Raw genomic sequence first — 22,160 nt, 5'->3', positions numbered from 1 at the left:
GTGTATGTGTCAGTCAAGATGTCCAAAACTGTAAATCTCCCAGTGTCATATCGTATAAAAGTTTTCTATCGATTCTTGCTAGTTTTCGGTATGGGCTTTGCTTGTATGGCGTATTTAAGTATTGGACTCACTGGAATTTTCCTTTTGTCCCTCGACAAAGCTGAAGCTATATATCTCGCGGCATTTATAGCGATTTTATTTTATGTCGTCTTTGTAATTGTTGGTTTCTGCATTCAATCACTTTTGAAACTCACTGGGCTGTCGATCATTTTGTGCGCCCTTTTCTTTTCTGTGACACGTATGGTGGGTTATGCATAAGGGTATACGTCAATCTATGGCATGGCTACACTCATGGACTGGCTTAATTTTTGGATGGCTCGTGTTTGCCATTTTCTTAATGGGTAGCCTATCTTATTACCGCCACGAAATTAATTTATGGATGCAACCTGCACTTGCGCAATATCAAGTAAAGCAAGATATTGCTATTAAAACAGCATATCAATATTTACAAAAAAATGCTCCAGATGCTAAATCTTGGTATTTAACTGTTGCAACACCAGAAAGTCCCGTCAACACCATGTATTGGGAAAAAGCTGACGGCGGTTATGGCAATGCCACGCTTGATGCTAACACAGGTAAAGAACTTCAACTTTCGGCGACCTTGGGCGGTGATTTTTTTTACCGTTTCCATTACCAACTTTTTGGCATTCCAATCATAGTTGGGCGATTAGTTGTATGTCTTGCTGCATTTATTATGCTGATTGCTTTGGTTTCGGGCATTATTACCCATAAAAAAATATTTACCGACTTTTTTACTTTGCGTACATTTAAGTCTCAGCGTTCATGGCTAGACTTTCACAATATTTCTTCAGTCGTTGCACTTCCCTTCTTTTTAACTATTACATTTACAGGCTTAGCTATTTTCTTTTATTTATATCTGCCTTGGGGAATGCAAAAGATTTACCCTGAAAACCCTTATCAATATTTTACCGAAATCCGCACAAAGACTGTACTTGAAAATCAATCAATTCAGCCTGCTCAAAACTTAGCTATTGATAAGCTATTGAACCAAGTTCAAAAAAGTTGGGGTAATCAACCTTTATCAACGATTAGTGTAAAAAATCCGAATACCAACCAGGCGCAAATTACATTTATTCAGCAAGAAGACCGCTCTATTACTCGTAATCAGGCTCAAATTACATTAAATGCATCAACTGGCAAAGTCTTAGAAGACACACGTAATAATAGTCCTATTGCAACGTTAAATGCGGCTGTCTATGGCCTACATATGGCGACATTTGCTCAACCCTTACTCCGTTTAGGATTCTTTTTCTCAGGCATTCTAGGCTGTGTAATGATTGCTTCCGGTTTGTTACTCTGGAGCCTTAAACGCCAAATTCAAAATAAGAATAGTAAGTTCCACTTTGGACACTATTTAGTTGACCGTTTAAATGTTGCAGCATTTGTTGGCCTGCCATGTGCGACTGTCGCCTATTTAAGCGCGAATCGATTATTTACAGTTACGCCAACCACGATCAATTATGAAATTTATAGTTTTTTCTTAGTTTGGCTCATCAGCTTGATCATTGCTTTATTCACTAAAAAGCAGCATTTGTGGCGAACTCAACTTTGCGTTTTTATTATGCTGTGTATTGCACTTCCCATCTTAAATCTAAGTTATTTACTTAAACATGAGTATGTTCAAAGTCTCAGAGATTATTGGACCTTTGCACGTGTAGATGTATTTTTATGGATCTTTGCAGCTTTAGCAATTTTCATATTCTACAAAATTCAACCTATTCAGCATACAGCTGTAGAAAAAATTCAAAAAAAGCTAAATAAATTAAATACTGAGGTGAGCTCATGATTGTTATAGCTTTCATCTTAATTTTATTAGGAATGTATTTGCTATTTATGGCGAGTGAGAAATATAGATCACCGAAATCAACAGGTCATTTCAAATCGTTAGCTCAAAAGTACTACCGATACTTTAAAATAGCTGCATTCATATTATTTGTTTTATGTGCATTTATTCTGATTAAACACTATAAATTTTCAATTGGTTTTGTCAGTTGGTGGATCTTTGCAACGCCATTAACTTTTGGTCTCATCCTTCTACTTAACCCTTTAAAATCATCTAAATAATATTAGCCCCTAATAATTTGATGAAAAATAGCTCAAGCTAAGCAAAATTATAATTGCTTAGCTTTTTTTTGCATAAGTAAATCATTATTCATGACAACTGTTTATCTCTAAAAGGAATAAGATATGGACGTTTCGTGATATGTGGCGATAAAGATGTCTGGTGCTTTTGAATTTATCTTAGCGGGTATGTTAGTTGGTTTCTGTGTAGGGATTACAGGAGTTGGTGGTGGATCATTAATGACACCAATTTTAATTGGCCTTTTTAGAATTGAACCTCATATCGCCATTGGTACCGATTTACTTTATGCCGCAATTTCAAAATTTTGTGGATCAATGGTTCACGCTAGAAAGCTTAATATTGTCTGGCCAATTGTTTTATGGTTAGCAGTAGGCAGTATTCCTGCATCTTTCGCTACAACGTGGGTACTCGAGCATTATTTAAGTCAGTCAACACATTATAAAGCTGTGTTAACCATGGTGTTGGGCTTTATGCTGACTTTGACTGGTGTTTCTATCATTTTCCGCTCCCGTATTGAGAAGTTCTTTAGTCGTTTTAGAAATAAAGAAGTCACTCAAACTGAGACTGAGCATTTAGCTATCCATAAAAAACGTAGCTTTATCGTAGTTATGGGTATTATCTTAGGCGTATTCGTAACTCTTTCCTCGGTTGGTGCCGGTGCATTTGGGATTATGGCACTTGTGATCATGTTCCCGAACTTACCAATGATTCGAATTATTGGGTCAGATGTTGTACATGCCGTATTGCTCACTTTAGTGGCTGGTCTTGGACATATGAGTGCTGGTAACGTCGACTTTACGCTTCTTATGTGGTTATTGGTGGGTTCAATTCCTGCAATTATTGTTGGTACGCTAATTAGTTCTCGTATGCCTGAACGTTTAATCCGAAAAATTTTAGGGATTACCCTATTTGCCCTCGGTGTTAACTTTATGGTTCACCCAGTCAAAGCAAAACCGAAAGCACCTGTGGTACAACAACAAGTTGTGGTTGCCGAAAAAACAAGCAACTCAACTGAAAGATAGCAAAATCAATAAGATTTTTCCAAACTGAAATACCATGAGATGTAGGATTTTCATAATTATTTCATGGTATATTCAGTATACAAAACAACCTTTAGTATGATCGAACCAGTGACAGCAATGACTACACATTTAAATTCCGTTTCAAAGCCAGATATCGACGACGTTAATATTAAAAGCATTCAAACTCTTGTAACACCAAATGAGCTTAAGTCAGAACTTCCTTTATCTGATGTTGCTTCACAAACTGTTCTAAAAGGCCGCGAAACCATTCGTAATATTTTAGATGGTTCTGATAAACGTTTGTTTGTCGTTATTGGTCCTTGCTCTATTCACGACCCGAAAGCTGCTCACGAATATGCCGATCGCTTAAAAGTGCTAAGCGAAAAAGTTAAAGATACTCTATATCTAGTTATGCGTGTTTATTTTGAAAAACCACGTACGACAATTGGTTGGAAAGGTCTAATTAATGACCCTGACATGAATGACTCGTTTAACATTGAAAAAGGTTTACGTATTGGTCGTAAACTCTTGCTTGAGTTAAATGAAAAAGGTTTGCCATGTGCAACTGAAGCACTTGATCCTAACTCTCCACAATACTACCAAGACTTAATTTCATGGTCTGCAATTGGTGCACGTACAACCGAGAGCCAAACTCACCGTGAAATGTCTTCTGGTCTATCATCACCAGTTGGTTTTAAAAATGGTACAGACGGCGGTTTAACTGTTGCCACCAATGCCATGCAGTCTGTTAAATATGGCCATAGTTTCTTAGGCCTTAATGAAGATGGTCAGGTTTCAATTATTAATACAAATGGTAACCCTTATGCACACGTTGTATTACGTGGTGGTAATGGTAAGCCTAACTATGATGCTGGCTCTGTTGAAGAAGCAGAAAATGCTTTAGCGAAAGCAAAAGTTAGCAATAAAATCATGATTGATGCGAGTCACGCGAACTCAAATAAAGACCCGTACTTACAGCCACTTGTTCTTAAAAATATTACTGAACAAATTTTAGATGGTAATAAGTCAATTGTTGGTCTTATGGTTGAAAGTCACTTAAAAGGCGGCCGCCAAGATATTCCTGAGAATCTTTGTGATCTCGAATATGGTAAATCAGTGACTGATGGCTGTATTGACTGGGAAACAACTGAAAAAACATTACTTGAAATGCATGAAGCTTTAAAAGACGTTTTACCAAATCGTTAATTCATCTTTTTAAGATGATCAAGTAAGCCCTCATTTTTGAGGGCTTTTTTATTTTTCTTTGTCGGAATTTAGCTATGATGACTTTTCTTTTTTGATTATACTTCGGCGAGCTTTTCCACTACGACCGCCTAGAATATGGTGCTGAGTTCCCGTCAACATTTGCTGAAGTGGCGCACGCTTTTAAGTGCTATCACTTTGCTGTGTTTACTATGGCACATTTTTCTGCCTACTTTAGTGCAAATTGGCATCGTACCTGAGTTATACACCATGCCTAGTCACTGTCAGCCAGTCACGCTAGAGCATTCATCGAACCAGCAAAATTTCAATACTCAACAGCATCACTCTTCACATGCCCATCACCATATGGAATCTGTTCAAGATAAATTTCATAGTTCGCATGCTCAAGAAGTCTTTGCTCTAGCTACTCAAATCATGAAGCATTGCCCGCTTTGTACGCATGGTCTAGATGCAGCAATTTTAATTCCTTTAATTGCTTTGATTTTTGTTTTAATTTTACGTTGGTTTACCCGTGTACGATGCCTGTGCTATACGTGGACAATACAGCTAGAACTTCCCCCTACCTTCTATATTTTACCAATTAAACACGCCCCACCTGCTGCTCTGTAAAAACGCAACTTTTACCATCCTTGATTTTCAAGGACTCAAAACTTATTGCTTTTTATAGGGTCAAAATATGTTATCCCTCAAATTCCGTTTATCTGTTTTAAGTGCGGCGTGCTTTTCTGCCTCAGCCAGCCCTATTATTTTTGCTGAAGATTTAACACCAGCAAATAGTGACACAAAAATCTTAACAACGATTGTAGTCACAGCAAGCCGTGAAGGTGAAATACTCAATAAAACACCAGCAGCGATTAGCCAAATTAATAATGACCAAATTGAAAATAAACATGCCACGTTTATTGGACAACTTGTGAACCAGACACCAGGGGTTTTAATGAATGACCTTGGTAATGAGCAGCACATGATGTCTATACGCCAACCCATCACAACCGCAGCTGTATATCAATATTTAGAAGATGGTCTTTCAATTCGTCCTGTAGGCGTGTTTAACCACAATGCCCTATATGAACTGAATATGGCTGGCGTGGACAATATTGAAATTTTGCGTGGACCTGCGAGTAGTGTTTATGGGAGCAATGCCATTGGCGGAACTATTAATTTTTTAACAAAGGCGCCAAGTACAACACCAACAGCTGATATTGGCCTGAGTGCGAGTAGCGAAGGTTATCGCCGTGTAGATATGGGGGCCTCTGATACTTTTGATACAAACAACGGAACACATGGTTTAAGAATTTCTGCCTATGCCAGTGATCGCGGTGATAGCTGGCAAGATCATGCCGAATCAGATAAACAAAGCGTTACCTTACGTCATGATTGGCAGATTTCAGACACAACTAAACTGAAAAACATTTTTAGTTATAACCACTTATATGCAGATATGACAGGTAGTTTAAATGCTGAAGATTATAGTCAACGCCTTGGCTATAGCTATCAGACATTTACCTATCGTGAAGTAGATGCAACTCGATTGTCTTCCCAGCTTAGCCATGACTGGAATGATCAGCAACAAAGTCAAATTACTTTATATTATCGAGACAATACGACAGAGCAAAACCCAAGCTATAACATAAAAACAGACAAGAAAGACGGAGTTGCAACAGGAACATACAGCGGACAAACAACATACAATAGTTTTCAGTCCTATGGGCTTAACTTACAACATTCAGCAACGCTAGGCCAAGTTAAGTTAGTCGTCGGTGGCATAGCTGAGCATTCTCCGACCCAAGGTCGAACCAATGACATTGAAGTTTTTCGAGATCCAGTTACCCGTATTTATACAGGTTTTAAACAGCGAAAACTTTTACGTGATTTTGATGTCGATGTTGATAATGAAGCAATCTACGCACAAGCTAACTGGCAAGCTCTACCTACTTTAAACTTAGTCGGTGGTGCTCGTTATGACTGGATTCATTATGATTATCAAAATAATTTAACTCCATCTAATGTTACGGGCGCACCTGATGAAACACGAAATTTTCATAAGGCTAGTCCGAAACTAGGTGCAATTTGGAACTTAACACCACAAATTGACTTCTATACAAACTGGTCACAAGGCTTTGTCCCACCAGAAGTTAGTAGCCTTTACGGCGCAAATTTAGTCACACCAAATTTGACTGAAGCAACTTTTACCAATATTGATGCGGGTATTCGCTTTAAAACATTGAATGATCGTTTGGATGGTGAAATTACGCTTTATCGTTTAAACGGTGAAGATGAAGTGATTAGTTACACCAAACCAGATAATAGCCGAGAACCACGGAATGCGGGTAAAACTCGTCACGAAGGTATTGAAGTCGGTGCAACTTGGCAAATTTCCGATCAGCTTGACCAAAAATTGAAACTCTCGGGTAGCTGGGCTCGCCATCGTTATGAACAATTTCAGCCATCATCCACTATCGACTATAGTGGTAATGATATGCCGAGTGCCCCAAAAACTTTTGGTACGCTGGAATATCAAATTAAACCAATTCCCGAACTACTACTTTCAGCAGAAGGTGTCTATGTAGGTTCATATTGGATTAATGATGCTAATACACAAAAATATGACGGACACACAGTACTCAATCTTCGTGCGAACTATCGTAAAAAAGCTTATGAGGTATATGGTCAGATTTTAAATGTGGCAGATACTCATTATGCTGAAAGTACTTCTTTTAGTAATAATGAAGTGAGCTATACGCCAGCTACACCACGTATCTATTTATTAGGTCTACGCTATCACTTTGGTGATTAATCAACTTTAAGTTTGTGGTCATCAATTTGGCCACAAACTTATATCTAGCTATAAATAAAAATAGCTCACCACAAAAGCAAAAAGTAGCACGGTTTCGCTAAGCTCAATTGCTGCTCCGACTGTATCACCTGTAATACCGCCAATTCTTTTAATAAACAGATGCCTTAAATAAACAAGGCCAATTAAAAAACCAATGATGGCAATAAGCCCTTGCCATTCCCAATATAAAGCCAATAGCAGAACGAACCCAACTATTATCCAAGAAGCCGTTTTAGGTAAATGGTCAGTTAACGAACGACCTAAACCTTTTTCACGGACATATGGTGTAGTTAAAAACAAAATAGATGGCACAATACGCCCAAGTACGGGAACAAAGACTAAAAATAGCGTTTGATGCTGTTCAATCAACACATAAATCAGTACAAACTTGAGTAAACAAATAATAACTAAACTTAGCACTCCAATTGGACCACAACTTGGATCCTTCATGATTCGTAAAGTACGTAGTTTGTCTCCAAAACCACCTACCCATGCATCTGCCGTATCTGCTAGCCCATCTAAATGTAATCCCCCTGTCAGCCAAATCCATAAAGTCATGATGATGGTAGCAAGCAAAATAACGGGTAATTTAACTAAAAGACATGAGATAAGAAAAAGAATGCCACCAATAATCAGCCCAACCAGTGGATAAAACAAAATAGCTCGACCATTTTGTTGCGCCGTCGGCATTGACTTTAGCTCAATAGGCAGAACAGTTAAAAATTGCAATGCAATCCAAAAAGGTGTCATATCCAAGTCTCTAACTGATCTATATTTAAAAGCAAATTGGATTATGAAGAAATAAAAATAGGAATAGCAATCCCTATTCCCATCAAAGACTTCAAAAACTGAAAATCTATTGGATTTGATAGCACTGTTTCAATTTAATGTAGTCATAATAAAAACTGGTTGGTGTATAACGTGCATAGTTACATGCAGATTTGAACAAAGTTTCTTTTTCGTTATAAAGCATTTTTACCAAAGTATTGCCTTGGCTATTTTGGTAAATATCCCATTGGACATTTGCTGCCATAGGTGAAACTACTTCACCGCGCCATGCGCTGGTTGAGTAATTATAAGTCTGACGTAGTGGTAAAGGCTGCATCATATTATGTAAATCTAGGCTGGTTGCCAAAGGAATAATAATTTCAGCATGGGCAAACCGTAAAACTGCTTTGTAAGGCTGAGCTTTATTTACCACGGCGTCAACTTGTTGGAACAGGTCCTTTTTAAGCCCTTGAGCAATTTCACTTGTGACTTGATTTGACTCTGTAAAACTTGGACCTTTTTCGTAAAAATCGTTTGCATCATTAAATTCAGCATAAAATTTTGCAGCATCTAACGGCATATATTTATCAAAATCGATACCTTTTAACTCATCTTTCATACCACCAGAAATTGAATAGAGCTCATAAACATAAGCTGCTGCATCAACTGCGCTAGCAATCGTATTTTTCCCCTTACCTTTTTCTGTAATTTGCTCACCTTTTGGTGAAGTTACCGTAAAGGATCCAGTATTGCTAAAGCTATAACCTGTTGTACCCAGTTTTTTAATAAAGTCTGCTTTAAAAATCGGATTAAGTACAGTTTGGGCCGTTTTTTCAGCTGCTGTATTTTTTGATAACTCATCTAACTTTTGTGCTAAATCTTTATTATTTTCTTCAAAATCCTGATAGGCCTGACTAGCATCATAAATTTTTTGTTGATTAGGACTCAATGGCTGAGTTAAATCTTCATCTGCATTCAAACTATGAAAATAGAGTTTAAAACGATCAACGCCACCATCTTCAACACTTGGAACGCTTGCACTCGATAAACTAGTATAAGACGTTGGCACAATTTTATCTTTAAGTTGCGGTTGTTGTTGAATGAGTTCAGCCGTGAAGAACTTAGCACTATCTACTGCACGATCCACTCCAGAACTTTGTACCAATATAGATGCTTGCGAATTTAAAAGACTTGGTAAGCGTTGTAATAAACGATCTGCAATGCCACGGTGTTCTAAAATACCAGTCAGGGTTTCATTTCCGTAACCGTACTGGCGGATTCCTTCCACGCCATAGCCTAATAAGATATTGGCTTTCATCATCGCTTCTAAATCTGCACCCAATTGTTCACCTAATGGTGTTAAGGCATTTTCTACTTTTGCCTGTTTCCATAAATTATAAAGTGCCAAATCATATTTCAGACTTGAGAGGCCTCTTGAACCGTGACGCGCCACTAACTCTGTAAAAACTGGCTGGAACCCAGTGGGTGCTTGTTCGTAGTTTTTTATTTCTTGTTGTGGTTGGTAAGGTGTTTTTGTTTGATAATATTTTGATGAGTTTGTTGGAGCAGTTGTTTGAATGTCTTGATTATCATTATTGTCACAAGCCACGAGTAATAATGATGCTGCAAGCACAGTCGTTTTAAATAAAATATTCATAAGTCAGATGAGTGATTAATAAGAAATGCCAATAGCTTAATTTTTAGCAATGACAGTTCTATTACAAACACTCAAATATCTGTATAAAAATAATAACTTACAAATGTATAGAAATATAAAAAGGCTATATCAACATAAAGTTTAATTGATCATCTGTTTCAGAAAATTCGAATGAATATAATTTCCCAAGCTCTGCCGGCATTTTTAGCAAATCATCTAAAGGTTGTTGCTGGGCTAAACAAGCTAATAGCTTAATCACACCACCGTGGGTAACAACCAATGCATGTTGCCAGTTTTGGTTTTGCATCTGTACAAGTAGTTCCTGAAAACCTTTAAGAACCCTTGTTTGAAACTGCATTAATGTTTCTGCGCGTGGTGGACAATATTGACTCGGTTTTTGCCAAAAATTTGCCAGTAATTCTGGTGAAGTTTCATAAATTTGCTGAGTTGAGACGCCTTCCCACTCACCAAAATACATTTCTTTTAAGTCATGGTTTAAAAGTAAAGGTAACTGAGTTGTCTCTGCAAGTTTCTCAGCAAAACAAGCACAACGTTTTAATGAGGAACTTACAATGACATCCCATGATTGATTTGTAAGTTGCTCAATGGTTGACTGCATTTGCTGCCAACCTTTTTCCGTTAACTCATCATCCAAATGCCCACGTAAAGTATGGCTATATTGACTCTCACCATGTCTGAGCAAATCAATTCTGAATTTACCCAATTTTATCCCCGCTTACGGCAGCTTGAGCAAAGGTAGCCATTTGGTTGTGTAACACACATGCCATTTTAACTAATGACAAAGCAGTACCTGCCCCACTCCCTTCACCTAACCGCAAATTCATCTTTAAAATCGGGTCAGCATTGAGTTCTTGTAAAATACGTTGGTGGCCATATTCTGCCGATTGATGGCCAAATAACATCCAGTCACGTACTTTAGGATTCATTCGTACCGCGCATAAAGCAGCGACCGAACTAATAAAGCCATCCACAATGATAGGTAAACCAATCTGCGCACATCGAATATAAGCACCTACAATTGCCGCAATTTCCAATCCACCTACAGCACACAATGTTTTGAACGCATCACCAGTAACATGTTTATGATGAAGCTCGATTGCTTGTTCGATTACTTCAATTTTATGTCTTAACTGATCGGCACCAATTCCTGTACCAACTCCCGTTAATTGCTCAGCAGTATCATTTAATAAAAGACATGCTAAGGCAGAAGCAGAACAGGTATTTCCAATTCCCATTTCACCAGCAATATAAATATCTGCGCCATCGGCTTTAGCTGTATCTACACTCTTTTTCCCCAACTCTAAAGCAGCACGACATTCGTCAGCATTCATTGCAGCTTGTTTAGCAAAATTTGCTGTACCAGCTCGAATACAATGACGTTCAACGCCTGCGTATTCATATGCTTCACCTACTGTACCGCAATCAATCACTTGCAAATGAGCTTGATGATATTTGGCAATTACACTAATTGCTGCCCCGCCAGTCGTGAAGTTTTGCAGCATTTGACGAGTTACAGCTTGAGGGTATGCAGAGATATTTTCTTCAACCACGCCATGATCGCCCGCAAAAATGGTGATCCATGGATGATTAATTTGTGGATGTGCATTTGACTGCAAACTGGCAAGTTTAACTGCTATCAGTTCTAAATCACCTAAAGCACCAGTAGGTTTAGTGAGTTGGAGTTGGTGTTGCTCAGCTTGTTGTTTTGTGTCCACATTAGGTTGCTGTACAGATTCTAACCACCAGTTCATTTTATTTCTCACCTTTTAAAATCATTGGAAAACCAGCCACACAAAACACAACCTTATCTGCAATTTGCCCTAGAGCTTGATGTAGTCTGCCTGTTTCATCGACAAACCGTCGACTGATCTCACCGAGTGGCACAACACCTAAACCCGTTTCATTACTTACTACAATAATTTCTGACTCAAGCGTAGGTAAAACTTTTAACAGCTGCTCACACTCAAATTGTTGAATACTTTGATCATCTAAAACTAACAAATTGGTTAGCCAAAGTGTTAAACAATCCACCAAAATAATTTGATTAGGTCGATCAATTTTCTGCAAAGTTTTTGCTAACAATAAGGGTTCTTCAACCAAAGACCAGTGAGCAGGACGCTGATTTTGATGATGTTCAATTCGACTTTGCATTTCTGGGTCAAGCGCTTGCGCCGTAGCAACATAAGTCACCGCTAATTGCATATTTATTGCTGTTTGTTCAGCGAGTCGGCTTTTGCCAGAACGGGCTCCACCCAAAATCAGTTGCAACATGAATCACCTAAGAACAAATGCTGAGACGGATATAACTTACCTTGTAAAGTTTGAGCTTGATAACAACCAAACGTTAAATGCTCGACTTTAAGGTCAAATTCAACGTGTTTGTATTGTACAGGTAATTGGGAAATTTTATGTAAAATCAAATCACTACTATAGTCTTTTTTATACACCCCCAATGTAATATGCGGACAATATTCTAAAGCGGCAATTTCATGAGAAATTAAACCTAACTTTTGGCGTATTAGAGGTAAGATATTCTCTGTATCTTGGATTTCTACAAATAAAGCAGTACTAAAACTATCGACTAAACCAATTTTTAAATGAAACGGGGCAAAATCTTCTTTTCTTAAAATTTCCCTTTGCTGCTCAAATTCGCTAAAAATAAAGTCATCAGGATAGGTTCTGGTTTCGTGTTTTAAAAATCCGCATATAAACAGCGTAATATGATATTGACGGCTATTGGGTTCTAATAAGAATTCTGAAAAATGCGCGCGCAAGGCATCTAAATAATCAACTAGTTTTTGATCATTAATTTCTAAATACCATAAAGCATAATTTTGACGCCCAAGATGCCATTCGGGATAGTCCCGTATAGATGTTGGCACCATGAACGTCGAAGGTTTTAGCAGCACAGCTTTAATTCAAAATCATTCAATTTTCGTATTAAAGCACGTTTACCTTTCAGTTGTAGAATATTAATTATTTAAACGAACTTAAGCATACTGAGTACGCGTACTTTTGGAGTTGGTAATATTCATGTTTAAAGGCTGTTTGCCTTGTTCAGAAAATAAATATTGAACTAATTGCGTTAACTCAACTTCAAGTTGTCTTTTTTGGGAAGTACTCATATCCAATTTCTGAATTTGCTGCTGTAAATGTTTAATCGCATCACCCTCTTCAATTTCTAAATATTGAATCGCATAGGCATACCCTAGCGCAGCGCCTTTTAATAGGTTTTTATAAGACAAATCATGACCTATATTCACCTCAATTGACGCGATTACTCTTTCATTATGAGTTAATTTGCGAAGTGGATCTCTAGCAACTCGTTGACAAGGGTCTTTAAAAGCATATTCACATGAGTCTAGAAAGCTTTGTGCCATACGATCCAAATCTTTTGCATAGTTAGGTAACACAATTGCAAGCCCTTGCTTTACTTCTCTAATTAAGTTTTCTGCAAAGGCTTTAACTGAATGATCACCCATGGCAACACCAATAGATTCATATCCTAGTAAAGATGCGTACCAAGCAAGCATGGCATGTACACCGTTCCATAGTCGGTTTTTGATTAATTGAATGTCTGTAATCTGATTAACCAAGACAACTTGACGTAACTTTTCGAGTAAAGGACTGCCTTTTTCTACATAAATTGGCATATCCGTTTCGCTATGAAACAGAATTAGGTCCATGCTTTGTAATATATGACCTGGCTGGAAATTACGGCGCATGTTATCAACATATAAAGATGCCTGATTTTGCTGATCTTGAGTCAACTTAATGCAATCTTCAATTTCGACTTGTTCATCATGCTCCACATCAGATAAATGCTGTTCAAGAAAGTGATGCTTAATGCGAAGTTGGCGATATAAATTTTGATTAGATAGCTTTGAAACCATACGGTTTACAACGGTGTCACAAAAGTAATGTTCTTTTAAAATATGCTCAGTTACGTCTTCATCATTGGTTAACTCTAGTAGAGCTTCTCTAAGATGCTTCATAACCAAATATTTCGCACCGACTTTATTCAAAATAATTAGAAAAGTTAGCGGTTCAGCACATGTTTCAAGTGGCGAGTTAAAACGCGCATATAATCCTTTTGCAATTATTTTTGATTCAGCCTCGATCGCTTGTTCAGGTAAGCAAAGTGCAATCAAACTTGAATGGGTATACATCTCTAGCATTTGTTGTTCGTTGTCAGAATCAACAATGATCATATTCTCAATACGTTCATCATAAGAAAACTGTCCATAGCGAATACTATAAGTTCCAAATGCATTCACAGCTTCTCGAAAAAGACTATTTCGTGTAGAAGCAATAATTCTCTTTGGTTTTGTGTATCCATCCCAATGTGACAAGATTTGCGCTATATATCCCCCACCGATAGCACCAAAACCGTGTATCCCAACCGTCAATTGATTTAGGCTTTGTGGAAAAGGCTCATGTATCTCTGGCATATCCATAACAGGAATAAATTGGTCGAGATCGGTTAAGAAGTCATACATCTGATCATAATAAAAATGTGCTTTTTCTAGCATTTCATCATTTGGTTCTTTAATATCTTTTAATAAAATCGTTAAACCTTTTGAAGTGTGAGCCGAGGTTAAACCATTTTCAGAATCTTCAAACATAAGACACTGATTAGCGTCTAAGTGAAGTTGACTAGCAGCTTTTAAAAAGATTTCTGGATGCGGCTTTCCTTGCTCTACTTCATCACCACAGGTAATCACATCAAAAAATTTATAAACATTGGCATTAATTAAATATTCTTCAGCAATTGCTCTACGGCTTGAAGTCGCAACAGCCATTCTTAAGCCAGATTTTCGTAAACGTTCTAAAACTTGAACCAAACCTTTTTTAATCGGTACGCCGTGTTTTCGAATATATTCGAGTTCCATCTCATCAGCTTTTTTTCGAATTTCTTTATAGGGAACATTTACGCCATATAAACGTTGAGCCAATTGCTCAGCCGTAGTTGCACTTAAACCTAAACATTGCATTAAATATTCGTGTGAAAATTCCTGTCCAATGAGTTCTTGAGATGCTTGTTGCAATGTTTGAAACCGCAACCTCTCAGTATCAAACATTGTCCCATCCATATCAAAAATTGCTCCATGAACAGGTTTTCCATGAAAAATAAGCACGCTTTTACCTCTTTTTTGATCATGTTTTATTCAGGGTATACAAAAAATTGGTTAAAAAGGCAGGATATTAATAAATGAAACATTAGTGGTTATTTTTTAATCAAAAATATAAGAGATCTGTTACTGAGTACTGTTAATACTCTAAAAAGGTTGAACAATATGAATAAGTATGAAGCTAACTGTAGATGCAAGAACGGCAAGCCATCCTCGCTTGCCGCTCTTGGTTTATTCTTTTTGTTGCGCTGATAGTATTTATTTTTCTTAGTTCCGTTTACCGCTACTTGAACCCGCATATTTTTATAATGTCTCGCAGGTGTCACATACCAGAAATCAACTCACCTTTCTCTATTCTTATTGTTGGCGCTTCTGGTATAACTCTAAAATTCATAAGAAAATTAGCATGAACGAATAGAATATAAGATTGATATTACGACCACTGTCTTTGCTCCTTATTAGAAATGGCTACATCGCCACTATCAATAATGATAATCATTTTCATTTAATAATTCAAGCTTTTTCTTCGTTATTTGTGCTTCTCTCCTTTTTGAAAAAAGATCTGCAACAAGTAATAGCCCTCAATAAAGTATTTTCTAAATGTAGTTAGAAAACGATTAATTCTTAAACTACACTTCTAAACCATTATTATTGATCAAGTACATCAACAAATTGGGCATTTAAAAGCTGAGCTAAATCTTTTGGATTTAAACCAATATCCAGCCCCCTTTTTCCACCACTTACATAAATTTTGTTAAAGTTTTGAGCTGATGCATCAATGACAGTTTTTAATCGTTTCTTTTGGCCTAAAGGACTAATCCCACCTACTAAATATCCTGTTAAACGTTCGGCATCTTTAGGATTAGCCATCTGTAATTTTTTACATCCAAACGCCGTAGCTACTTTTTTTAAATTTAATTGGTGATTAACTGGCAAGACAGCAACGAAATAATTTTTATCGTCACTTACCATTAGAGTTTTAAATACTTCGTTTACATCTAAATCTAATTTTTCGGCTGCTTCTAATCCAAAACTTTTGGCATTTGAATCATGTTCATATTCATGAATAGAAAATTCGATTTTATTACTTTTTAACAATCTACATGCAGGAGTCATGGTATATGGTGTTATAGATAAAATTATTTCGATTATAGTTTTTTTAGAAAAAATTTAAAATTTGCTTAGGCTATTTACATGAGTTACATAAAAATTCAAACAGCAACTGAAGAAAAAATAATCTCAACTTGATATTCGGTGCTCGACTCCATATATTTTATTTAGATTTGAAGTCTGAGCTGACAATTTTATGAGTTATAAACACAACAATCTGATGGCAATGCGTCACCGTTTTTGGGATGAATCATCAGATTCTGTATTAAATGAAAAGCAATTTTTGCAGCAGACGTTAATTGAACAAGGTATTTTTAATAATGCAACTCTTGATGATGTTAAGTACTTCTTTTATACCCTTCCTAGCATCATTATAGTAAAAGCTCATGCATTTGGTTTTATGCATGATTCAGTCAAACAGATGTTATTGCAACATATTCAGACCAATCGCGTGCATTTGATGCAGAAATCTGAATTAAAGATTCAATTTAAAATGTAATCCATTTTGCTATCAAAGGTCTGTTTTATCTTAGTTTTACTTATCTGAATTGTTTTAATTTCTTAAATTTGCAAATTGCTTAGGCTATTTAAGGATTAATGGAATAAAGATGACCATTTCGGCCTATCATTCAGTCTGAGAGAACTATTTTAATACGCTCAAAACATGTAATATTCGTTACAATTTTAGATCACCAGCGTTTGGCTGCATGATGCGCATAGGATTCTATTTTCATGTCAAATCAGAAAGATAAGCTTAAGAGTTTAAAAACTTCTTCCATGGATCGACGCTTATCAATCGCGAAAGCTTCTTTACTTGCAGGAACGCGTTGGGCAACTGCGAGTGCCTCTTCTTTATTTTCTAATGAAGAAGAAAAAGAAAAGAAACGTAAAAAAGCGATGAGCGAACAAGCTAACTATCTGGTTTCTGAAATAGGTAAACTTAAGGGTTCTATTGTTAAAATTGGTCAAATGATGGCTCTTTATGGTGAACACTTTTTACCAGAAGAGATTACTCAAGCTTTAAATACCCTAAATAACCAAACTGTTGCCTTAGATTGGCCTGCAATTAAGCCACATCTACAGGAGCAATTGGGCGCGAAGTTAAATGATTTAACGATTGATCATGAACCAATTGGTACTGCCTCTCTTGCACAAGTACATCGTGCAACCCGTAAATCAGACGGCTTAGAGTTAGTCTTAAAAATCCAATATCCTGGCGTTGCAAATGCAATTGACTCAGATATGAGCTTGTTTAAAAACATGCTTAAACTGACACGTATGGTGCCTCAAACCCGTGAATTTGATCAGTGGTTTGATGAAGTACGTGAAATGATGCATCGCGAAGTTGACTACGATGTTGAAGCTGCCACTACCCGTCGCTTCGGTGAACGCTTAAAAGATGACGAGCGTTATATTGTTCCGACAATTGTAGATGAATACTGTACCAATCAAGTACTTTGCATGACTTTTGAACGTGGTGTTCCAATCAATAGCCCTGTGATGTTGTCTTTGCCTCAAGAGCGTCGTAATCAGCTCGGCGAAGCTTCACTTGAAATTGCAGTTCGTGAAATTTTTGAATGGGGTGAAATGCAGACTGACCCTAACTTTGGTAATTATCTTGTTCGTTTGGGTAATGGCCAAGACGTTCAGGACAAAATTGTGCTATTAGATTTTGGTGCTATCCGTCAGTTTGATGAACATTTGTTAGCAGTTGCACGTCAACTCATTCAGGCAGGTTATCAGCATGATAAAAATGCGATGGTGGAAGCCATGACTGGATATGAATTTTTTGATGCAATGCCTGAAAGTATTAAACCAGGCATGGCCGATGTCTTTTTAATCGCGACAGAAGCATTTAGTACCCCTGCAAATAATCCAGATATGCCTGCTGGCCTTATGGATGAACATGAACGTTATGACTGGAAGAAAAGTCAGTTACATAGCCGTGTTATGCAGCAAGCAAGTAAATCAATGGCATCACGTTATTTCTCGATTCCTCCAAAAGAATTTATGTTTATTAGCCGTAAGTTTATTGGGGCCTATACGTTTATGACAGTTATTGATGCAAAAACAAATGTGCGACGTATGATTCGTAACTTTGCTTAATTTAATAAAGGACTAGAATGATTCCATGTCATTCTAGTCAATACCTCTCAACCTACCCAACAATCAAATAATTTTAAATAAATAAAATCAAAAACTTATAATTTTATTATTTTCTATTTGCCATTTATCTACTCATTTTTCGAATGTCAGTAACGACATAGTTTTTTAATATAAGGCGTGTCAGCATAAAACAATAACAACGTGTTAGGACACCATAATCATGACAAGTATGATCAATAAAGCTCAGGGTTTGGGTTTATCGCTGATCACCAGATTGGCTGGAAGCGATGTACTTGATCAACTCAAGTTGCGTAAATTTGTTGAAAAATCTCTTTATCAAGGTTCAAAAGCGGGTTTTAAAGCATTAAGCCAGACTCAAAAAGCATTTAAACCAAAACAGATCTCCCAACAGCGATTACCTCGCCAACAAAAAAATCTATTTGATTTAAGCCTAACTGAAGAACAACAAATGACCTCTGATGCAATGTCTCAATTTGCTCAAGAGGTTTTATTAGGATTAGCTCATGATGCTGATCAGGCAGCTCAGTTTCCTGAAAGTCTTTGGCAATATGTTGAGGATCTAGGTCTTAACTACTATGCACTCCCAGAGGCATTAGGTGGTGTCGCGGCCGAACAAAATATTGTAAGTAATCTATTAATAGCTGAAAAACTCGCTGAAGGTGATTTTAGCCTTACAGCAGGATTACTCAGTACATTTAGCGTCATTAATGCAATTACACGTTGGGGTTCTACTGAAGTTCAGTCAATGTACCTACCATGTTTTGCAGAAGACTCAGACATTACAGCAACCTTTGCAGTTCAAGAGGCAACTCCAGCATTTAATCCTTATGCTTTAAAAACAAAAGCATCACTTGAAAATGATCAGTTTTTTATTGATGGTGAAAAAACATTAGTAATTTTAGGTGATTTAGCTGACGTATTTTTAGTAAGTGCAGACTTTAACGGCAAGCCAGACGTATTTGCCGTGCAATGCGGTGACACAATTTCAATTAAAAACACTCCGGCCATGGGTCTTAAAGCCACAGAAACTGCAACTCTTCGCTTTAATCACACTCCTGCTCTACGCTTAGGTGCAACAGACTTTGATTACACTGCTTTTTTAGATTTGGGTAACTTAATGTGGTGTGCAATGGCCGTAGGTACATGTGAAGCTGTAAAAGCTTATTGTATTAAATATGCCAATGAACGAACTGCATTCGGTGAACCAATTTCTCATCGCCAAAGTGTAGCTTTCATGATTGCAGATATGGCAATCGAAATTGATGCAATGCGTATGTTGATTTTAAATGCGGCAAGTCTTGCAGAGTCAGGCAAGCCATTTCACCGCGAAGCTTATCTAGCACAACTACTTTGTGCTGAAAAATCCATGAAAATCGGTACAGATGGAGTGCAAATTCTTGGTGGACATGGTTTCACAAAAGAACATCCTGTTGAACGCTGGTACCGTGATCTACGCGCTACTGCAATTTTACAATCTGGCTTACATGCTTAAATGATCAATCAGAGGATACTTTAATGAATTTACAAAATCCTAAAAAATTCAAGATGATGATTGATCAAGCACATGATGTTGCGATCAATGTTTTACGTCCTATTTCTCGTAAATATGATAAAGCTGAGCATGCGTATCCCAAAGAGCTCGATATGCTCGCTTCTCTGATTGATGGCATGAATGAAGGTGGCGAAGGTATTAATGCTGGAGCAGCAGGTGCTGGAAAGCGCGGTGATACAGACAATGAAGGTGTTCGTAACGGAACCAACATGTCGACCGCTCTTGGAATTATTGAGATGTGTTATGGCGATACTGGCTTATTACTGAGTATGCCACGTCAGGGGCTTGGGAACTCAGCAATTGCTGCTGTCGCAAATGATGAGCAATTAGAACGGTTCAACGGAACATGGGCAGCAATGGCCATTACTGAGCCAGGATGCGGTTCTGACTCTGCTGCGATCCGCACCACTGCAACCAAAGATGGCAATGACTATATTTTAAATGGTGAAAAGATTTTTGTGACCTCTGGCGAACGTGCAGATTCTGTCGTCGTTTGGGCCACGCTTGATCGCAAACTTGGACGTGCAGCGATTAAATCATTTGTGGTACCAAAAGGTACGCCAGGAATGAAAGTTGAACGCCTCGAACATAAATTAGGAATTAAGGCTTCAGATACGGCAGTGATTAGTTTTATTGATTGCCGCGTACCAGCCGAAAACCTTTTAGGTAATGCCGAAGTAGACGTCGCTAAAGGTTTTGCTGGAGTAATGGAAACTTTTGATAATACTCGGCCTTTAGTTGCAGCAATGGCAATTGGTTGTGCTAAAGCTTCACTAGAACGTATTAAAGAGATTTTTAAAGATCAACTCGATCCTGATTACTCTACCCCCTACCTACATACTTCTAACCTTGCAGCACAAATCTACCGTATGGAAGCTGAGTGGGAAGCTGCTCGCCTACTTATGTTAAAAGCCACGTGGATGGCAGATAACAAAAAACCAAACTCTAAGGAAGCTTCTATTGCAAAAGCCAAAGCAGGTCGTGTGGGTAATGAGATCACTTTAAAATGTGTCGAATTGGCAGCAAGTGTTGGCTATAACGAAGATGAGTTACTGGAAAAATGGGCACGTGATTCGAAAATTCTTGATATTTTTGAAGGTACTCAGCAAATCCAGCAATTGATCATTGCCCGCAGAGAACTGGGTAAATCTTCTAGCGAACTAAAATAATAATTAAGGGAAATTTTCCCTTCTTTTATTAGCTGTTTATGTAAAAACTTAAAAGCCCTCTAGCGATTAAACTAGAGGGCTTCGTATTTCAGGAATTTACATTTTTATTTATTCGGCAGTTGTGCTGTCTAACGCTTTATCAACTACACCAAATTTCTTAAAGATTTTTGCACGTCTTTTTGACGAAATATTTGCTTTATTTAAATCACCTTTATAATGATCAAAAACTCGCTTATCCATTATTTTAAACCACAATGAAGGGATTAATGCCGGTAATAACATACTTGCATAACCGCTTGGTAGCTCAGGTGCCTCGTCAAAATGACGTAATGCTTGGAATGGACGAGTCGGATACGCATGATGGTCTGAATGACGCTGCAACTGGTACAAGAACAAGTTTGTTACTACGTTATTGTTGTTCCAGCTATGCTCTGGCATTGTACGTTCATATTGACCATTTTCTTTTTTCTGACGTAATAAACCATAATGCTCAATATAGTTAATAATTTCAAAAAGACTAATGCCATAAAATGCTTGTGTTGCTAAATATGGAATTGTGCTTTTGCCAAATATTCCAACCATAGAACCATGAAAAGCAGCAGTCATTCCCCAGCCTTGTAATAGCTCATTATCTGAAGACCAGAATTCTTTACCTTTACGTTTTAAACGATTTTTTTCAATTTCTATTGCAGACTTAAAAGAACCAACAACAGTACGCGGCCAGAACTCATAGAATGTTTCACCCATACGAGATGAAGCTGGATCTTCTGGTGTTGCTGCACGCTTATGATGACCGTAAGGATGCTCAATACGGAAATGATTATAGCCAGTTGGAACTAAAGCAAGATGAGACAAAATATGGTCTATACGATCATGCTTATGACTTAACTCATGGGCTGTATTAATCGCAATACCATTGATTGCACCCATTGAAATACCAAGTAAAATCTTATCAATAAAAGATGTCGTTTTACGACTTGTTAAATAACATGCATAAACATTTGCTGCATACTGTAGAGGAATAAAGCTCTTCACAAGACGTGAATAATATGGATCTTTTTCTAAAAGCTTAATTTCTTCATCTGTCGGATTTCGAGCATCTTTCCCAATAATAGTATCAATTGCAGGAATCACGACATGTAATAAAAGTGGACCACCTAATGCGAAGACTTTCTTCAAAGGACGTGGACCAAACTGATAACCAGCTAAAATACCCAAACCGATAGCAGGTAAAGCAGGACTAATCATCCATAAAAAGCGTTTGCGATCTATTTCACGCATAGACGCAGGCACTGGCATAAGTTCTTGCTGAACATTTACTGGTGCATTCATAGCTATATTTCCTTTTTCTATATGTCTATATAGTTAAAGAAATAGT

General features: G+C 37.4%; 20 protein-coding genes. 11 read left to right on the top strand and 9 right to left on the bottom strand.

Going from position 1 to position 22,160, the window contains the following annotated elements; genetic code table 11:
* The first annotated feature begins 18 nt into the window (after positions 1 to 18).
* The 7 genes from ACT53H_RS07710 to ACT53H_RS07680 all read left to right on the top strand — a co-directional run bounded on the left by ACT53H_RS07710 (position 19) and on the right by ACT53H_RS07680 (position 7,207).
* On the top strand, positions 19 to 318 hold the full coding sequence (locus ACT53H_RS07710; protein ID WP_174729680.1) for a hypothetical protein: 300 nt from the start codon (positions 19 to 21) through the stop codon (positions 316 to 318).
* A complete protein-coding gene (locus ACT53H_RS07705; protein WP_217487648.1) occupies positions 311 to 1,867 on the top strand; it encodes a PepSY-associated TM helix domain-containing protein in 1,557 nt (518 codons plus the stop codon). Before ACT53H_RS07710 ends, ACT53H_RS07705 begins: the two co-directional genes overlap by 8 nt.
* Positions 1,864 to 2,145 (top strand): DUF1634 domain-containing protein, encoded by a 282-nt coding sequence (locus tag ACT53H_RS07700; protein WP_174729677.1) that lies wholly within the window; start codon positions 1,864 to 1,866, stop codon positions 2,143 to 2,145. The genes ACT53H_RS07705 and ACT53H_RS07700 overlap by 4 nt, the downstream gene beginning before the upstream one ends.
* A 153-nt stretch (positions 2,146 to 2,298) precedes the next feature.
* Positions 2,299 to 3,186 carry a sulfite exporter TauE/SafE family protein gene (locus tag ACT53H_RS07695; RefSeq protein WP_151962729.1) on the top strand — a complete coding sequence of 296 codons (888 nt, stop codon included), beginning with the start codon at positions 2,299 to 2,301 and terminating at the stop codon, positions 3,184 to 3,186.
* Positions 3,187 to 3,282: 96 nt separating this feature from the next.
* The gene (locus tag ACT53H_RS07690; RefSeq protein WP_004792605.1) at positions 3,283 to 4,392 is read left to right on the top strand and encodes a 3-deoxy-7-phosphoheptulonate synthase; all 1,110 of its coding nucleotides are present in this window, start codon (positions 3,283 to 3,285) and stop codon (positions 4,390 to 4,392) included.
* A 135-nt stretch (positions 4,393 to 4,527) separates the two neighbouring features.
* Positions 4,528 to 5,019, top strand: coding sequence for a hypothetical protein (locus tag ACT53H_RS07685; protein WP_476008963.1), 492 nt, complete (start codon positions 4,528 to 4,530; stop codon positions 5,017 to 5,019).
* 67 nt (positions 5,020 to 5,086) lie between these two features.
* Entirely contained in the window at positions 5,087 to 7,207 is a 2,121-nt protein-coding gene (locus tag ACT53H_RS07680; protein WP_476008962.1) for a TonB-dependent receptor, read from the top strand.
* A gap of 48 nt (positions 7,208 to 7,255) precedes the next feature.
* Here ACT53H_RS07680 and ACT53H_RS07675 read toward each other — a convergent pair whose 3' ends face one another.
* The 8 genes from ACT53H_RS07675 to ybaK form a co-directional block, all read right to left on the bottom strand.
* Complete coding sequence (locus tag ACT53H_RS07675) at positions 7,256 to 7,996, bottom strand: adenosylcobinamide-GDP ribazoletransferase (protein ID WP_476008961.1); 741 nt, start codon at positions 7,994 to 7,996, stop codon at positions 7,256 to 7,258.
* Between the two features lie 106 nt (positions 7,997 to 8,102).
* Complete coding sequence (locus tag ACT53H_RS07670; protein WP_312821843.1) at positions 8,103 to 9,671, bottom strand: histidine-type phosphatase; 1,569 nt, start codon at positions 9,669 to 9,671, stop codon at positions 8,103 to 8,105.
* 124 nt (positions 9,672 to 9,795) lie between these two features.
* A complete protein-coding gene (locus tag ACT53H_RS07665) occupies positions 9,796 to 10,395 on the bottom strand; it encodes a histidine phosphatase family protein (protein ID WP_174729668.1) in 600 nt (199 codons plus the stop codon).
* Positions 10,388 to 11,443 carry a nicotinate-nucleotide--dimethylbenzimidazole phosphoribosyltransferase gene (cobT, locus tag ACT53H_RS07660; RefSeq protein WP_476008960.1) on the bottom strand — a complete coding sequence of 352 codons (1,056 nt, stop codon included), beginning with the start codon at positions 11,441 to 11,443 and terminating at the stop codon, positions 10,388 to 10,390. Before cobT ends, ACT53H_RS07665 begins: the two co-directional genes overlap by 8 nt.
* A gap of 1 nt (position 11,444) precedes the next feature.
* The gene (cobU, locus tag ACT53H_RS07655) at positions 11,445 to 11,963 is read right to left on the bottom strand and encodes a bifunctional adenosylcobinamide kinase/adenosylcobinamide-phosphate guanylyltransferase (RefSeq protein ID WP_476008959.1); all 519 of its coding nucleotides are present in this window, start codon (positions 11,961 to 11,963) and stop codon (positions 11,445 to 11,447) included.
* Positions 11,951 to 12,577 (bottom strand): 2'-5' RNA ligase family protein, encoded by a 627-nt coding sequence (locus ACT53H_RS07650; RefSeq protein ID WP_476009117.1) that lies wholly within the window; start codon positions 12,575 to 12,577, stop codon positions 11,951 to 11,953. The genes cobU and ACT53H_RS07650 overlap by 13 nt, the downstream gene beginning before the upstream one ends.
* Positions 12,578 to 12,682: 105 nt before the next feature.
* On the bottom strand, positions 12,683 to 14,830 hold the full coding sequence (mtlD, locus tag ACT53H_RS07645) for a bifunctional mannitol-1-phosphate dehydrogenase/phosphatase (protein WP_476008958.1): 2,148 nt from the start codon (positions 14,828 to 14,830) through the stop codon (positions 12,683 to 12,685).
* 642 nt (positions 14,831 to 15,472) lie between these two features.
* Positions 15,473 to 15,940: a Cys-tRNA(Pro) deacylase gene (ybaK, locus tag ACT53H_RS07640; protein ID WP_004792620.1), complete on the bottom strand. Its 468-nt coding sequence runs from the start codon at positions 15,938 to 15,940 to the stop codon at positions 15,473 to 15,475.
* Between the two features lie 190 nt (positions 15,941 to 16,130).
* On the opposite strand from ybaK, the gene ACT53H_RS07635 reads away from it, so the two are divergent.
* The 4 genes from ACT53H_RS07635 to ACT53H_RS07620 all read left to right on the top strand — a co-directional run bounded on the left by ACT53H_RS07635 (position 16,131) and on the right by ACT53H_RS07620 (position 20,782).
* Positions 16,131 to 16,433, top strand: a complete 303-nt coding sequence (locus tag ACT53H_RS07635; protein ID WP_174728587.1) for a hypothetical protein — start codon at positions 16,131 to 16,133, stop codon at positions 16,431 to 16,433.
* 233 nt (positions 16,434 to 16,666) lie between these two features.
* A complete protein-coding gene (locus ACT53H_RS07630; protein ID WP_004792624.1) occupies positions 16,667 to 18,040 on the top strand; it encodes an ABC1 kinase family protein in 1,374 nt (457 codons plus the stop codon).
* A 229-nt stretch (positions 18,041 to 18,269) separates the two neighbouring features.
* Positions 18,270 to 19,553 carry an acyl-CoA dehydrogenase family protein gene (locus tag ACT53H_RS07625; protein ID WP_476009116.1) on the top strand — a complete coding sequence of 428 codons (1,284 nt, stop codon included), beginning with the start codon at positions 18,270 to 18,272 and terminating at the stop codon, positions 19,551 to 19,553.
* A gap of 23 nt (positions 19,554 to 19,576) precedes the next feature.
* Positions 19,577 to 20,782: an acyl-CoA dehydrogenase family protein gene (locus tag ACT53H_RS07620; RefSeq protein ID WP_312821838.1), complete on the top strand. Its 1,206-nt coding sequence runs from the start codon at positions 19,577 to 19,579 to the stop codon at positions 20,780 to 20,782.
* 108 nt (positions 20,783 to 20,890) lie between these two features.
* Here the strand turns inward: ACT53H_RS07620 and ACT53H_RS07615 are convergent, their stop codons facing one another.
* Entirely contained in the window at positions 20,891 to 22,114 is a 1,224-nt protein-coding gene (locus tag ACT53H_RS07615; RefSeq protein ID WP_004792629.1) for an alkane 1-monooxygenase, read from the bottom strand.
* Between the last annotated feature and the right edge of the window lie 46 nt (positions 22,115 to 22,160).

The sequence above is a fragment of the Acinetobacter sp. DMC2 genome, assembly GCF_056314305.1.
The sequence above is the reverse complement of the archived record's forward strand: the minus strand, read 5'-3'. Positions and strand labels throughout refer to the sequence as shown.